General features: G+C 48.9%; 12 protein-coding genes and 1 riboswitch. Of the genes, 5 read left to right on the top strand and 7 right to left on the bottom strand.

Going from position 1 to position 15,147, the window contains the following annotated elements; genetic code table 11:
• Nucleotides 1-292 precede the first annotated feature (292 nt).
• From KEF85_RS02105 to KEF85_RS02095, 3 genes are all read left to right on the top strand, one after another.
• Nucleotides 293-1,717, top strand: a complete 1,425-nt coding sequence (locus KEF85_RS02105) for a sensor histidine kinase (RefSeq protein WP_215583100.1) — start codon at nt 293-295, stop codon at nt 1,715-1,717.
• Nucleotides 1,718-1,809: 92 nt separating this feature from the next.
• Nucleotides 1,810-2,751, top strand: coding sequence for a cation diffusion facilitator family transporter (locus KEF85_RS02100; protein ID WP_215583099.1), 942 nt, complete (start codon nt 1,810-1,812; stop codon nt 2,749-2,751).
• Between the two features lie 8 nt (nt 2,752-2,759).
• Complete coding sequence (locus KEF85_RS02095) at nt 2,760-4,142, top strand: sigma-54-dependent transcriptional regulator (RefSeq protein ID WP_215583098.1); 1,383 nt, start codon at nt 2,760-2,762, stop codon at nt 4,140-4,142.
• A 154-nt stretch (nt 4,143-4,296) separates the two neighbouring features.
• Here the strand turns inward: KEF85_RS02095 and KEF85_RS02090 are convergent, their stop codons facing one another.
• The 3 genes from KEF85_RS02090 to KEF85_RS02080 all read right to left on the bottom strand — a co-directional run bounded on the left by KEF85_RS02090 (nt 4,297) and on the right by KEF85_RS02080 (nt 9,512).
• On the bottom strand, nt 4,297-5,391 hold the full coding sequence (locus tag KEF85_RS02090) for a ribonucleotide-diphosphate reductase subunit beta (RefSeq protein WP_215583097.1): 1,095 nt from the start codon (nt 5,389-5,391) through the stop codon (nt 4,297-4,299).
• Nucleotides 5,388-8,195 carry a ribonucleoside-diphosphate reductase subunit alpha gene (locus KEF85_RS02085; RefSeq protein ID WP_215583096.1) on the bottom strand — a complete coding sequence of 936 codons (2,808 nt, stop codon included), beginning with the start codon at nt 8,193-8,195 and terminating at the stop codon, nt 5,388-5,390. The genes KEF85_RS02090 and KEF85_RS02085 overlap by 4 nt, the downstream gene beginning before the upstream one ends.
• A 127-nt stretch (nt 8,196-8,322) precedes the next feature.
• Nucleotides 8,323-8,540: riboswitch (cobalamin riboswitch) on the bottom strand.
• A gap of 75 nt (nt 8,541-8,615) precedes the next feature.
• On the bottom strand, nt 8,616-9,512 hold the full coding sequence (locus KEF85_RS02080; protein ID WP_215583095.1) for a LysR family transcriptional regulator: 897 nt from the start codon (nt 9,510-9,512) through the stop codon (nt 8,616-8,618).
• Nucleotides 9,513-9,619: 107 nt separating this feature from the next.
• Here KEF85_RS02080 and metE point away from each other — a divergent pair, with 107 nt between their 5' ends.
• Together metE and KEF85_RS02070 are read left to right on the top strand one after the other, a co-directional pair.
• Entirely contained in the window at nt 9,620-11,899 is a 2,280-nt protein-coding gene (gene metE, locus KEF85_RS02075; protein ID WP_215583094.1) for a 5-methyltetrahydropteroyltriglutamate--homocysteine S-methyltransferase, read from the top strand.
• 9 nt (nt 11,900-11,908) lie between these two features.
• The gene (locus KEF85_RS02070) at nt 11,909-12,664 is read left to right on the top strand and encodes a methylenetetrahydrofolate reductase (RefSeq protein ID WP_215583093.1); all 756 of its coding nucleotides are present in this window, start codon (nt 11,909-11,911) and stop codon (nt 12,662-12,664) included.
• 44 nt (nt 12,665-12,708) lie between these two features.
• Here the strand turns inward: KEF85_RS02070 and KEF85_RS02065 are convergent, their stop codons facing one another.
• The 4 genes from KEF85_RS02065 to KEF85_RS02050 are packed head-to-tail and all read right to left on the bottom strand — an operon-like array spanning nt 12,709 to nt 15,146.
• Nucleotides 12,709-13,032 (bottom strand): hypothetical protein, encoded by a 324-nt coding sequence (locus KEF85_RS02065; RefSeq protein ID WP_215583092.1) that lies wholly within the window; start codon nt 13,030-13,032, stop codon nt 12,709-12,711.
• Nucleotides 13,032-13,847, bottom strand: coding sequence for a nucleoside triphosphate pyrophosphohydrolase (gene mazG / locus KEF85_RS02060; RefSeq protein WP_215583091.1), 816 nt, complete (start codon nt 13,845-13,847; stop codon nt 13,032-13,034). The genes KEF85_RS02065 and mazG overlap by 1 nt, the downstream gene beginning before the upstream one ends.
• Entirely contained in the window at nt 13,844-14,776 is a 933-nt protein-coding gene (locus KEF85_RS02055) for a carbohydrate kinase family protein (RefSeq protein WP_215583090.1), read from the bottom strand. Before KEF85_RS02055 ends, mazG begins: the two co-directional genes overlap by 4 nt.
• A gap of 10 nt (nt 14,777-14,786) precedes the next feature.
• Nucleotides 14,787-15,146, bottom strand: coding sequence for a diacylglycerol kinase (locus tag KEF85_RS02050; protein WP_215583089.1), 360 nt, complete (start codon nt 15,144-15,146; stop codon nt 14,787-14,789).
• Between the last annotated feature and the right edge of the window lies 1 nt (nt 15,147).

Raw genomic sequence — 15,147 nt, 5'->3', positions numbered from 1 at the left:
ATGAGTTATTAATGCTGGCATGGTAAATGCTTTGAATATTTGTAATTATTCAGCGAATAATCGTACGCACCTAAGAATTGTTGAAACTCAATAGCTTTATTACACTCACGGCGGGTACGATGCGCAGCAAGGTTTTTGAATAATTTAAAATCAATGGCTTGCGCATCTAACCCGCCCTACGCTGAATAGATACGAATATTTAAATTAAAGCAGCCCAACATAGCCATTATGGTCGCCTAACCAGGTGCAACGCTTTACATACCGCTGTTACTTAAGGATTATGAAGCCAACCATGCGCCAACTGCTGTTTCGTCCCGTCATCTTTGTCAGCTTTGTGCTGGGCTTGCTGGTCATCGGCGAGCTACTGGCAATAGGCCGGTTAACCTGGGTTAACGGGCAACGCATTCATACCATTGAACGCGATATAGATCGTGGCCGTCATCTGGAAAAAACTATTTTCGAGTTATTGCAATTGCAACTGACTCTCTCATCACGAAAAGATAGCGATAAATCCCAACAAACCGATATTGCCAATATTCAAAACCAGTTGATTGAAATTCTAAAATCGCATAACAACGCTTTTTCGACACCGTTTGATTTAAACAATGTCCGCAATGTGTTTACCAAAGCTCAGCCCGAGGATCAGCCCAGCATGATGCATGCGCTGGAATTGATAGAGCAGGTACTGGATAAACAGGCATCGGAAGAAGAAAACCTGCTGGTCAATGTTAAAAACGACAGCAAACTTGAGTTACAGTTAGCGATGATTTTACCCTTGCTGTTATTCTGGATTGGCCATTACTTCTTCAAAACCAATGTCCTGGAGCCTATGGATTCTTTAAAGGAATTACTTTCCGGCTTGGCGGAAGGAGAAATGAAGCCGATAGAACGTGATACCTCTGACCCTTTATTACACTCGCTGTTCGACCGCTATAACCATTTGGTATCGCGCCTGCTGGAACTGGAGCAGGAACATCTGGATCACACCAAGGCTCTTGAGTATAAAGTGCGGGAAACCAGCCACGCTTTACTTGAGCAAAGCCAGCAACTGGCAAAAGCGGAACGACTGGCCGCCTTGGCGGAATTGGCGGCCAGTACTGCTCATGAATTGCGTAACCCTTTAGCCAGCATTCAATTGGCACTGGAAAACATGCTGCAGGAATGTGTGGATGTTGAACTCAGCGAGAGAATGCAAATGGTATACCGGGAAGTCAAGCGGCTAACCCGGAATTTAAACGATTTACTGGCCTCTGCTCGCAGCAGCGCAGAGTCATCGCAAAAAATTGATGTCCGCCAATTGCTGGACGAATTACTGATGCTGCTTAAATTTCAGGCCCAAGAAAATATTAAATTCAGTTGTGATGTAACGCCTCATCTGCAGGTTTTTTTACCGGAAAGTGAATTTCGGCAAATGTTACTGAATTTATTACTGAACTCTATTCAAGCCATTGCCCAGAATAGCGGTGCAGTAAATGTAACAGCCAGTAGCGAGCATAACAAATTGATAATGACCATTACCGACACCGGCCCGGGTTTTAATGCCGAAGTACTGAAACACGGCATCCGGCCTTTTGTAAGCCTGAAGGATGGTGGCACTGGTCTGGGCTTGGCGATGGTGCAACGCTTTGTCAAAGACCATCATGGTCATCTACATCTGCAAAATACAGTTCAAGGCCATGCTCAGGTGACTTTCAGCTTGCCTATGCTCAATGCCTAACGCCGCTATACTACCGACCCAATAGGTTTATGCAGACAGACCGGCCAGGGTTGGATAGACTATCACTCTGCCATGCAACCGATTTTTGTTTAATGAATACCAAACCAACATCGCTGACATTTTACGGCTGGTTATCACTACTGGCAGCAATATTCACAATCGCCTTAAAAAGTTACGCTTACTGGTTGACGAATTCGGTTGGCTTGTTGTCCGATGCCCTGGAATCGGTTATTAATCTGATAGCGGCTATTATCATGTTAATTGTGCTTAGCATTGCCGCCCGCCCACCTGATGACCGCCATACTTACGGTCATGAGAAAATTGAATATTTTTCCAGTGGCGCAGAAGGCATCATGATATTGCTGGCTGCTTTCAGCATTATCTGGACAGCCTGGGAGCGCCTGTTTGCACTACAGCCTTTGCAGAAACTGGATATCGGGATTGCTATCTCGGTATTTGCCTCACTGATTAATTTGTTTGTTGCGCGTATTTTAATCAGTACCGGCAAACGCCATCGCTCGATCACGCTGGAAGCTGACGGCAAGCATTTAATGACCGATGTCTGGACCACAGTCGGGGTACTGCTAGGCATTGCCATCATTTCGGCAGGCAATCATTTTACGGCGACTTTAAAAATTGCCCAGCAATTAGGCCTGAACAGCTGGGAAATTCTTGATCCGATTATTGCTTTTCTGGTCGCACTTAATATTTTTGGGGCGGGACTGCATTTAATCCGCCGCACTATTTCCGGATTGATGGATGCCGCCTTATCACAAGAAGAATTGACGGCTATTGTGGAAATATTAGACAAATTTGCCGCCAGCGAACATATCACTTATCACGCCCTGCGCACTCGCTATGCTGGTACCCGGCGGTTTATGTCGGTACATATTTTGGTACCGGGCGATTGGACTGTAAAACAAGGCCATGATTTTGTGGAAAACATAGAAGGGCAAATCAAGTTTATCTTTAACAATATCGATATTGATACCCATCTTGAACCTATTGAAGATCTTGCATCCTGGGATCACTGATTAAATATATGGCTGACACATTATTAATAATTGAAGACGAACTGCTGTTGGGCACTGAACTGGCTCGATTTTTTAGCAAACGCGGCTGGGAAGTAACCATCGCCCAGACTATCAGGCAGGCGGAATCGCATCTATCAAAACAGGAAATTGACCCGCTGGTAGTGCTGTCTGATATGAATTTGCCAGACGGCAACACTCTAGATTTGCTGGAGAATCTGAAAAACAAAATCAGCAGCAGTGAATGGGTGTTCCTGACCGGTTACGGTAGTGTCGCCGACTCGGTGCGAGCGGTACGCCTGGGTGCTTATGATTTCATCGAAAAACCCTGTGAGCTGGAACGCCTGAATCTGCTGGTGGAAGGGGCGGCACGCAGTGCCAGAGCCCAGCGTCGCGTTCAGCAACAAACGGCCGCACAAAACAGCCGACATACTCTTGATGCCTTGATAGGCAGCAGCCCACCAGCCACGGCTTTGCGCAGTATGATTGCGCAAATGGCCAAGGTACCTTTTTCCAGCCTGATTATCAGTGGAGAAACCGGTTCAGGTAAAGGCTTGATTGCCCGCATCCTCCATTCTACCGGGAGCCGTGCTCAGGCACCACTGGTGGAAATCAATTGTGCGGCATTACCCAGAGAATTGTTGGAATCGGAATTGTTTGGTTATGAAGCAGGGGCATTTACCGGCGCTAAGAAGCGACATCGTGGTCTGTTTGAGCAAGCCCATACCGGCACCTTATTTCTGGATGAAATCGGCGAAATGGATCTGGATTTACAGACCAAGTTACTGAAAGCAGTGGAGGATTTTCGCATCCGTCGTCTGGGGGGGGAAACAGAAATCAGCATTGATGTGCAAATTATTGCCGCTACCAACCTGAATCTGGCCCAAAAAGTTGAACAAGGCCAGTTCCGCAGTGATTTATATCATCGTTTGAATATCATGAGTTTGCGGGTGCCGCCATTACGGGAGCGCAAGCAGGATTTGGAAGAACTGGTTCCTTTGTTTATCGCCGACAGCAACCGTAAATCGGCGAAAAACGTCAGCCATATTTCCCAACAAACCTGGGATAATCTAAAACGCTACGATTGGCCAGGCAATGTTCGCGAATTACGTAATGTGCTGGAGCGCTGCGTACTGCTGGCGACGGATGAAAACTTTCCTGATCAATGGTTGCAACTGCCTAATATTTCCAGCAAACCATCACTACCGCAGGTTGAAAACGGGATTTTCCTGCCGCTGGACGGCAGTCTGAGTCTGCAGGATATGGAAAAGTATTTAATTCAGGAAGTGCTGAATCGTACCGATGAAAACGTCACCGCCGCCGCAAGAATGCTGGGTACTACCCGGGAGACCTTACGTTACCGGGTACAGAAATATAATTTGAAGTGTAAATAAATCCATAAATTTTTGGCTAACCCCAAGCCTGAAGTAAGCAAGTTTAAATCAGCAGTTACCCATGCGCGAATTTAGCGCTATCAAAAGACTGATATTGCTATAAAACATTACCTTCAGTTTAGTATAAAGTGCTTCGACCCTCTAGATTATTTTCTTATTCCCAGACCAGCGCTCCTCCCACCTGATACTCGGTTACCCTGGTTTCGAAAAAGTTTTTTTCCTTGCGCAGATTCGCCTGTTCGTCCAGCCAGGGCAACACATTGCCGGCACCGGGAAACGGTTCCGGCCATCCCAGTTGCCGGGCGCGACGGTTGGCGATATAGCGAAACTGCTCGATATGCAAAGTGGCGTTGTATCCCAGGATAGGCTCACGCAGAATATAGCCGGCATAAGCTACTTCAGCAGCCTCGGCTTCTTCCCACATGAGTTTGATTGCGCTGGGGTCTAGTTGCAAATTTTCTTCTTCCAGCAATTGCTTAACCACCCGGATGCCGAATGCACAATGCAGCACTTCGTCACGCATGATGTATTGCAACTGCTCAGCAGTACCTTTCATCAGACCACGACGTTGTAAGGCAAAGATTGGACTAAAGCCGTTATAAAACCAGCAGCCTTCAAATACTGCGGCAAAAAACAAATAGGCCAAGGCAAAATCGTGCAATGCATCGCGGTCACTCAAGGGCCGGTTTGCTTGCAGTACACCGTTAAGCCGTCGGTTAGCCAGCGCAATTTTGGCGTGAATTTCCGGCACGACCCGATAACGATTATAAATTTCCCGTTGATCCAGACCCAGGGTTTCGATACAGTGCTGGTAGGTCCAGGTGTGTAATGCTTCTTCATAAACTTGACGGGCCTGATAGATTTGCAGTTCCGGAGCACTCATTTTTTCCATCACCGCCAAGCCGATATTACGCATCGCCAAAATGTCTGAGGTGGTCAGGTAGGCTAGTACATTTTGGAACAAATGCTGCTCTGCCGGATTCAGTTTATGCTGATAATCGTGCACATCCTGGGCCATGGAGATTTCCAGCGGTGTCCAGTGATTGCTGTTGGCATTCAGGAAAAACGACCAGGCCCAGGGATATTTGAACGGTGCCAGCTGATTGATATCGGCTCGACCGTTGACTACCCGTTTGTGCTCAGCGTCTATCGGCATGGATGCAAGTATACTGATTGCATCATTCGCTGCGCTATCCTCAGGCTGCGCACTCACATTATCCCAGTCATCGAAAATGCTTAGTGGTTTCATTGACAAACCTCACAGTCCGGATTGGTAATCGCACAAGCCAGACCGACAGCTTCGCTACTTTCGGCAGCGGTTTTTTCCATTGCCGTCGCCCCCAGAGTGCGTAAGTAATAGGTGGTTTTCAAACCACGCAACCAAGCCAGAACATATAAGCTGTCCAACTTTTTCCCAGAGGCTTCAGCCACATAAAGGTTTAGCGATTGTGATTGATCGATCCATTTCTGGCGACGGGCGGCAGCTTCGATCAGCCACTCGGCATCGATTTCGAAGGCGGTAGCGTAACGGGCTTTGATAGAGTCGGGAATCCGGTCAATGGCGGCTAGGGAGCCATCGAAGTATTTTAGGTCTGCGATCATGACTTCATCCCATAAATCCAGCCGCTTCAACTCGCTTACCAACGCCGCGTTGACTACGGTAAATTCGCCGGACAGATTGGATTTGACATAGATATTTTGGTAGATGGGCTCAATGGAGGCCGACACACCGACGATATTGGCTATGGTAGCGGTCGGCGCAATGGCTACGCAATTGGAATTACGCATACCGACTTGCATTATCCGCTGTCTAAGCTTGTCCCAATCCAGGCTGGTACTGCGATCCATTTCCAGCCTGCCGCTGCGTGCCTCAGCCAGCCGGTCCAGACTATCCAGCGGCAGGATGCCCTGCTGCCAGAGACTGCCGGCAAAACTGCTGTAACGACCACGTTGCTCGGCCAGTTCCGACGAAGCCCAGTAGGCAAAATAACAAAGCAGCTCAGCCGAGCAATCGGCAAATGTCACCGCTGCGTCACTGGCATACGCCAACCCCATGCGTTGCAGGCAGTCGGCGAATCCCATCATACCCAGACCAAGCGGACGATGGCGCAAGTTGGCCTTGCGGGCCTTGGGCGTAGCGTAAAAATTGATATCAATGACATTGTCGAGCATGCGCATTGCGGTGCTGATGGTGTGTTGCAGCTTGGTCTCATCCAGTTGCCAAACGCCGTCCCGCTCAATTAAATGGGCCGGCAGATTAACCGAACCCAGATTACACACCGCTGTTTCGTCGGTAGAAGTATTCAGGGTAATTTCCGTGCACAGATTTGAGCTGTGGATGACCCCGGCATGCTGCTGCGGTGAACGCAGATTACAGGCATCCTTAAAGGTGAGCCAGGGATGGCCGGTCTCAAACAGCATGGTCAACATCTTGCGCCATAATTGCACGGCACTAATCTGCTTGTGCAGTTTGATTTCGCCGCGCCCGGCTCTGGCTTCGTAGTCGCAATAGGCTGCTTCGAAAGCTGGGCCGAATTTCTCGTGCAAATCAGGGACATCAACCGGCGAAAACAAGGTCCATAATCCATTATTTTGCACGCGTTGCATGAATAGATCGGAGATCCAGGCGGCAGTATTCATATCATGGGTGCGGCGACGTTCGTCACCGGTATTTTTCCGCAAATCCAGAAACTCCTCGAAATCCAAATGCCAGTTTTCCAGATAGGCGCATACCGCACCCTTACGCTTGCCGCCCTGATTAACGGCAACGGCGGTATCGTTGACCACTTTCAGGAACGGGATCACACCTTGACTATGACCATTAGTACCCTTGATCCGGCTACCCAACGCCCGCACCGGGGTCCAGTCGTTGCCCAACCCTCCGGCGTATTTTTGTAATAAGGCATTTTCCTTAATACCTTGATAGATGTCTTCCAGATCGTCGCTAACGGTAGTCAAATAGCAGGAAGATAGTTGGGGATGGCGAGTACCACTGTTGAATAGTGTAGGTGTCGAACACATGAAGTCAAAGCTGGACAACAAGTGGTAAAACTCGATAGCACGTGCCTCGCGGTCAATTTCGTGGAGGGCCAAGCCCATGGCCACCCGCATAAAGAAACATTGCGGTAGTTCGATGCGGCGGTCGTCTATGTGCAGGAAATAACGATCATAAAGGGTTTGCAGGCCCAGATAGTCGAATTGCAGATCGCGTTCAGCATTTAACACCTGACCTAAGCGGGGCAGATCAAATTCCAGCAAGCGCGAATCGAGTAATTCTGCGGCGACACCGGCGCTGATAAACTCACAAAAGCTGTCGGCATAGCATTCGGTCATCTGTATCTGCTTCAATGTAACTCCCAGCACTTCCTTACGCAGATTATTCAGCAGCAAACGCGCTGCAACTTTTGCGTAGTCCGGTTCGCGCTCGATCAAAGTACGTGCCGCTAACACCAAAGCCTGACCTACAGTCGACAACGGAATACCGTCATAAAGATTTTGCAGGGTTAATGTCCAAACTTGCTCGGCGTCCACATCGGTCAATCCGGCGCAAGCTTCGCGGCATAATTCCAGCCAAAAGGTATTATCCAGCGGTAAGCGCTGCCCATCATCACTGACCATTAACGGCGCTATATCCACACCAACCCGTGGCGGCGTTTCCATCAAGCGCTGCGCGGCACGTTGCTCCCGGTAGAGTACATAGGCGCGAGCAACATCGTGAGCGCCGGAACGCATCAGGGCCAATTCCACCTGATCCTGTATATCTTCGATATGTACTGTACCACCCCCTGGAAATCGCCTGCTTAATACATCTACCACACTGGAAGTCAGATGCGCGACCTGCTCGCGAATACGCGCGGAAGTCTGGCCTTGTGGGCCGGATACAGCCAAAAATGCTTTGGTAATGGCGATACCGATTTTTTCCGGCTGAAACACTACCACAGCCTGATTGCGGCGTATCACCTCAATACCTTGATAGGCAATAGTTACAGAGACTTTGGCTTGTTCTGCGGCATTGATGGTTCGGGTAGACGAGCGGACTGCGGTTGATTGCATGCGGTACTCCACGGCTGGGGAACGGGAGTGGCAAAATGATGAGTAGTCGATTTGATCATTAAACGACAGAAAAGTCGTCTGACCCAGATAGGCTTACCATCGTCTTTGGAGGCACCCCGCTCCTGGTTGACTAAGTTTGACGAAGGCAGGTCTCCTGGCTTTCGGGTCGTAATCTTTAATCGGCCTTCCCGGATTACTATCCAGTGGCATGCAGGACTAAAAACTCACCGAGTACAGTTGCGGGGGCAGCTTCGGTATACCGGCAACTGGGCTAAATGCGCCCATATTGACCGACCGAATTCCCTTTTAATCCCCTTTTGGGGAACCATCTCAGGGGGAGATTCTAAGCCTGACAAATGGGCAGGTCAAGCACAATCAACTATATATTGTGATATATTTTTCAATAACCACTATATACAGCTATTCATGGGTAGTAGCTATCCCGGTGCGGGCATGGTTTATCAGCCACTGCATGTATTCCAATTCGGCATCTTCGTGCCGGCAGGCCAGATACATGGTTTTCGTCAGCGGCAAGCCGCTAAAACGCAGACTGGTCAAGCCTAGCTTGGCATATTTGTCCGCCAGCAGCCATTCCGGCAACAGGCAAACCCCACGTCCAGCAGCAACCAGTTGCAGCATAATGTCGGTTTCCTCAACCGGAATATGGCCGGCAGGTTCAATACCGGCCGGTTGCAGCACTTTTCTGAACATGTCCAGTCGATCACGTTCAACTGGATAGGTCAATACGGTTTCATCACCTAAGTCGGCCGGAACAATCGAGCCGCGTCCGGCCAGCCGATGTTGCTCTGCAACAATCAGCACTAGCTCGAAGCCGAACAAGGCTTGATATCTGAGCATGCCATTATTGACCGGATCGGAGGTCAGTACTGCATCCAGCTTGTAACTCTGGATTGCTTCAAAGGAATTGAAACGATAACGGGAAGTGACTTCTATCGCCAGATCCGGCCAAGCCCGCAAATATGGCTGCAGGATGCCGCGAAACCATTCATAACAGGCATGGCAATCTATACCTATCGCCAGCTTACCGGTCTTACCCTCAGCCAGCAGCGTCAGATGCCGCCCAGCCGAGTCTACGGTTTCAATCACCGATTCGGCTACCTCGGATAAATAGCGGCCCGCCTGCGTCAATACCAGTAACCGGCCCTGCTTGTGCCAAAGCGTCACCCCCAGGCGTTGTTCCAGGTTTTTGATCTGATGAGACAGTGCTGATTGAGTTAGATGCAACTTTTCGGCGGCAGCACTCAGCGTGCCGTGCTGTTTTAGCGCCAAAAGAATGCGCAAATGTATCAGCTCCATATCTATGAATATCCTTCATCGAATCATGAGAAACCATCAATTATCCTCATTATTATTCCTGCTTACAATGCTGGCATTTTCTTCATCAACACAATAGGCATTTACGCATGACTAAAATTCACAACCTGGGTTTTCCCCGTATCGGTAAAAATCGCGAACTGAAAATTGCGCTGGAACGTTATTGGCATGGGGAAATCGATGCCGATGCCTTACTTGCCGTTGGTGCTGAGTTGCGTGCTCGGCATTGGCAATTACAGAGCAGTTGCGGACTGGATTATCTACCGGTTGGCGATTTTTCTTACTATGATCACGTTCTGGATACCACTGCCATGCTGGGCGCGATACCACCCCGCTTCAACTGGCAGGGATCACAAGTTGATCTGGATACCTATTTCCGTATGGCACGCGGACAAAGTGCCGATGGCAGCAGTTACCGGGCTCTGGAGATGACCAAATGGTTCGATACCAATTACCACTATCTGGTGCCGGAAATCAGCGCAGATCAGAAATTTAGCTTAGCCTGCACCAAGCTGTTCGATGAAACCAGAGCATTGCTGGCCCTCGGCCATCAAGCCAAGCCGGTGTTGCTTGGTCCGCTAAGCTGGTTATGGCTGGCAAAGACAGTCGGCCATTTCGATAAGCTGGATTTGCTGGAACGCTTGTTGCCGGTGTATCAGCAGATTCTGCAAGGTCTGGTCGAACTGGATGTGGATTGGTTACAAATCGATGAACCAATATTGGTAATGGATCTACCCGATGCCTGGCAACGAGCTTTTGAAATGACTTACGCTACGTTGCAGCACAGCTCTATCAATATTTTGCTGACCAGTTATTTCGGCGGATTGGCTGATAATACAGCATTGGCCTGCCGATTGCCGGTTGCTGGTCTGCATATAGACCTGACACGCGCCCCCGAACAGCTAGACTCGGTACTGGCCAATTTCAGCAACCGTAAAGTTCTGTCACTAGGGTTGGTTGATGGTCGTAACATCTGGCGGACGGATTTGACGACAGCTTTAGCAACTGTAGAACAGGTACGGCAAAGTTTTCTCGGCCATTTATGGTTGGCTCCTTCTTGTTCATTGCTGCATGTGCCCATTGATTTGGCAAGGGAGACCGGGTTAAATCCGCTGGTCAAACCCTGGCTGGCATTTGCCCGGCAAAAATTAACTGAGCTGGAATTGTTGCGTCTGGCCTTTGTTGAAGGTATTGATGCGGCGCAGCCGGAATGGGACGCGGCAGCCGCAACCATTGCCTCACGCAGCGCTGCCGCCTGGATATGCAATAACAAAGTACGCGCCCGTCTGGAAAATTTGGCGGCTAATCTGGATCGCCGCCTCAATCCGTTTCCGATTCGTAAAACATTACAACAACAAAAGCTGAATCTACCGCTTTTCCCGACCACTACCATAGGCTCATTCCCGCAAACCACGGCAATTCGTAAAGCCAGACTGGACTATAAACGCGGCACACTGGCTGAGCAGGACTATAGAACTTTCATGGCAGAGCAAATCAAGCAATGTGTACGGGAACAGGAAGCATTGGGACTTGATGTATTGGTGCATGGCGAACCAGAACGTAACGATATGGTTGAGTATTTCGGCGAACGGCTAGACGGCTTTATGTTCACTAGTCACGGCTGGGTACAATCCTTTGGCTCCCGCTATGTAAAACCACCGATCATTTATGCCGATGTCAGCCGGCCTCTGCCGATGACTGTCAGTTGGAGCTATTACGCCCAGTCACTGACCGACCGTCCCATGAAAGGCATGCTGACCGGTCCTGTGACGCTATTGAATTGGTCATTTGTGCGCGATGATCAATCCCGTGAGCAAACGGCCTATCAACTGGCGCTGGCAATACGCGACGAAGTTATCGATCTTGAGCAAAGCGGTATTCAGGTAATACAAATCGACGAGCCGGCTTTTCGCGAAGGTTTGCCTCTACGCCAAGCAGACTGGCCTAGCTATCTCAACTGGGCAGCACGGGCGTTTCGCATCAGTGCCGGCGGCGTTGACGATGCCACCCAAATCCATACTCATATGTGTTATGCCGAGTTCAATGACATCATTGCCGCCATCGCAGATCTGGATGCCGATGTCATTACCATAGAAACTTCGCGTTCGAATATGGAGTTGCTGGATGCGTTTACTGACTTTGATTATCCAAATCAGATCGGCCCCGGTGTTTTCGACATCCATAGTCCGAATCTGCCGGCTACCGAGACCATGGTGGAACTGCTAAAAATCGCCGCCAGCCGACTGACGCTGGATAAGCTGTGGGTCAACCCGGATTGTGGTCTGAAAACCCGGCAATGGAGTGAAGTTAGACCGGCTTTGGCTGCGATGGTCAATGCTGCTAAACAACTACGTGAAATAATAGTCTAAGTCCTGAAGATGAATATCTCTTTTGAAATTGTTCCCAGAAGCCTGGAAGTTTTTGATCAGCAATACTCATTTGTGCAATCACTTAATCCCGGCATTAATATTATCAATGTCCCCGATATTCAGCATTTTACCACCCGCAGTTGGGCGCTCTCTGACCGAATCGACCGAAATAAATTTCGCTTTATCCCGCATTTTCGTGCCATCGATTTCAGCATTGAAAGCGGCGAATTGTGCAGAATTATCGATGATTACCAACTTGATAATGTGTTGCTGGTGACGGGAGATCCGCCGGAAGGGTTGAAACGGGCCTATTACAATACTGATGTTGTCGATTTAATTCGCTCACTACGTCATTATTATCCCAAGCTGAATATCTACGCCGGCTTTGACCCGCATCGAAACGGCTTACAACAGGAATGTGATTATATTCAGCGCAAAGTTGATGCCGGTGCAGGTGGCTTTTTTTCTCAACCTTTCTACGACAGCAGAATGATTGAAATCTATGCTGAACAAATGACTGGCTTGGAAACTTATATAGGGATTAGTCCGATCACTTCCACTGCTTCAATGAACTACTGGGAAGTTAAGAATAAAGTCAAATTTCCCAGTGGTTTCCGTCCGGATTACCAGTGGAATGTGGCATTTGCCAATAACCTGATTGATAGTATTATTGCCAGCAAACTAAATATTTATTTCATGCCGATTCGTGTTGATTTGCAGCGTTATTTCAAATCAGTATTGATCAATAGATTTAAAAACTGCTAAGCCGCCAGAGGTCGCGGAGCCTGGGCTGGGAGCCTGCTCTGCAACTAATGGCGACTCTTGTGCTTGATGCGGGGTTTGTCGACATTGCTGCCTGCAGCCTGCTCAACTGGTTCTGAGGCTGGCGCTTGCTCACCCAGGCTTAGGCTATCCTGCACGGTCGGCAATTGGCATTCGGGCAACATTTTGGTATCCGGCGGGCAGATAACCCGGTAGCTGATAGGACTTTGTCCAACAAAATCTGCATCGGCTTGTGCCGTTTCGGCACCAGCGGTTTCGTCAGAAATATGTCCTAATAATTCCGCACTTTCGACGGAACCGGCCACTAGACAACATATTATTGCCAACTGCCGGCTAACTAAAGCCGGCATCACGATTCTTCACGCTTGCGGTTTTGCACCCGTTTGGCTTCATTCCATAAATTGTCCAGTTCGGCCAGTTGGCAATCGCGCAAACTGCGTCCGGCTGCTGCCACTTGGGTTTCGATGTAATTAAAGCGGCGGGTAAATTTTTGCGTGGCGGCACGTAGCGCCATTTCGGGATTGACCTGTAAATGTCTGGCCAGATTTACCACGACCAGAAATAAATCACCGATTTCTTCTTCAATATGAGCTTGATCCTGACTTTGCCAGGCTTCATGCACTTCGGCTAATTCTTCTCTGACTTTATCGAACACCGGCTCAATTTCGGGCCAGTCAAAACCGTGGCTGGCAGCCCGATTCTGGATTTTTTCACATTGCACCAAGGCAGGCAGACTGCTGGCAACACCTGCCAAGACACTTTCCGGGCTATCGCTTACTTTTTTTTGCTGCCTTTCGACGGCCTTAGCATCATCCCAAGCCTGTTGGCGTTGGGCATCGCTGCTATAACTGGCAGTTGCGAATACATGGGGGTGTCGGTTAATCAGCTTCTCGGCTATTCCGGCAGCTACCTGCTCAAAATCAAACAAGCCACGCTCTTCAGCAATCCGGGCATGAAACACCACCTGCAGTAACAAATCGCCCAATTCACCACGCAAATCCTGAAAATCGTTGCGTTCAATTGCATCAATTACTTCATAGGCTTCTTCCAGGGTATAAGGCATCAGGCTGTGAAAGTCCTGCTGGATATCCCAAGGGCAACCGGACTCCGGGTCGCGCAAACGCACCATCAAGTCTAATAGTGTCCGGGTTTTGCTTAAACTCAAAATGATGTTCCGAAGCTGTCTAGATAACGTTGTTGAAACTCGGCCAGCGTAAATCGATGATTCTGGGTACCGGAATGCTCGATTTTAATAGCCCCCAATAGTGATGCGATACGGCCGGTAGTTTCCCAATCATAGGCATTGATCAGACCGAACAGCAAGCCGGCACGATAGGCATCACCACATCCAGTTGGATCCTGCACTGAACTGACGGGTGCGGCCGGAATTTCCAGACACTGACCATTGGTGTAAATTTTTGAACCTTGACTGCCTAAGGTGATGATCAATGCTTCAACTTTTTCGGCCAACTGGATCAGGTTCAAACCGGTACGCTGCTGTACTAATTCCGCCTCATAGTCATTGAAGGTTGCATAATTGGCCAATTCCAGAAATCTTAATAATTCTGGACCATCAAACATCGGCATACCTTGGCCCGGATCAAAAATGAACGGAATACCTTGCTCGGCAAATTGTTCCGCATGTTCTTGCATCCCCTGTTTGCCGTCTGGCGATACGATACCTATACTAATTTCGCTAGCCGAGGCTACCTGATTATAATGCGAGAAATTCATGGCACCAGGGTGAAACGCGGTAATCTGATTATCGTCTGAGTCGGTGGTAATGTAAGCCTGCCCGGTATAATGATCATCCAGCACCTGAATGTAGCGTGTTGAGATGCCATGTTGACTCAACCATTGGGCATAAGGTTCAAAATCATGACCAACGGTGGCCATAATCTGCGGCTCTTCTTGCAGCAGTTGCAGATTGTAGGCAATATTGCCTGCGCAACCGCCATATTCACGGCGCAAGCTAGGTACCAGAAATGAAACATTTAGGATATGTACTTTATCCGGGAGAATGTGGTTTTTGAATTTATCATGAAACACCATAATGGTGTCGTATGCCATAGATCCACAGATCAATGCAGCCATTTTTATCCTTTTATAACAAAATTAATGCCCAGGTCACACCTGCCCAGATCAATGAGAGCATGACGGCAGCGGAACCGATATCTTTGGCGCGACCCGACAATTCGTGATGCTCGAAGCCTACTCGGTCAACTACTGCTTCAACTGCTGAATTTAACAGCTCTACCAATAACACCAGCACCACGCTGCCAATCAGCAATACTTTCTCGATATTATTATGGCCCAGCCATAAAGCCAATGGCGTTGTCAGCACAAATAAAGCCGCCTCCTGACGAAAGGCTTCTTCGTGCTGCCAAGTCGCCTTAAAACCTGCTATGGAAAAAAAGCAGGCATTTACTAGCCGTTTCCAGCCTTTTGCGTTTTGATTTGCCATG

This window comes from Methylomonas paludis, assembly GCF_018734325.1.
GTDB classification, from domain to species: domain Bacteria; phylum Pseudomonadota; class Gammaproteobacteria; order Methylococcales; family Methylomonadaceae; genus Methylomonas; species Methylomonas paludis.
Note: the sequence above shows the minus strand (reverse complement) of the source record. Positions and strands in the feature narration are given on the sequence as shown.

Coding starts and splice junctions, on each gene's coding strand:
- KEF85_RS02085 (WP_215583096.1), bottom strand. CDS start 8,195: ATGCAATCAACCGCAGTCCGCTCGTCTACCCGAACCATCAATGCCGCA.
- KEF85_RS02090 (WP_215583097.1), bottom strand. CDS start 5,391: ATGAAACCACTAAGCATTTTCGATGACTGGGATAATGTGAGTGCGCAG.
- KEF85_RS02080 (WP_215583095.1), bottom strand. CDS start 9,512: ATGGAGCTGATACATTTGCGCATTCTTTTGGCGCTAAAACAGCACGGC.
- KEF85_RS02070 (WP_215583093.1), top strand. CDS start 11,909: ATGAATATCTCTTTTGAAATTGTTCCCAGAAGCCTGGAAGTTTTTGAT.
- KEF85_RS02105 (WP_215583100.1), top strand. CDS start 293: ATGCGCCAACTGCTGTTTCGTCCCGTCATCTTTGTCAGCTTTGTGCTG.
- KEF85_RS02050 (WP_215583089.1), bottom strand. CDS start 15,146: ATGGCAAATCAAAACGCAAAAGGCTGGAAACGGCTAGTAAATGCCTGC.
- KEF85_RS02095 (WP_215583098.1), top strand. CDS start 2,760: ATGGCTGACACATTATTAATAATTGAAGACGAACTGCTGTTGGGCACT.
- KEF85_RS02100 (WP_215583099.1), top strand. CDS start 1,810: ATGAATACCAAACCAACATCGCTGACATTTTACGGCTGGTTATCACTA.
- KEF85_RS02055 (WP_215583090.1), bottom strand. CDS start 14,776: ATGGCTGCATTGATCTGTGGATCTATGGCATACGACACCATTATGGTG.
- metE (WP_215583094.1), top strand. CDS start 9,620: ATGACTAAAATTCACAACCTGGGTTTTCCCCGTATCGGTAAAAATCGC.
- KEF85_RS02065 (WP_215583092.1), bottom strand. CDS start 13,032: ATGCCGGCTTTAGTTAGCCGGCAGTTGGCAATAATATGTTGTCTAGTG.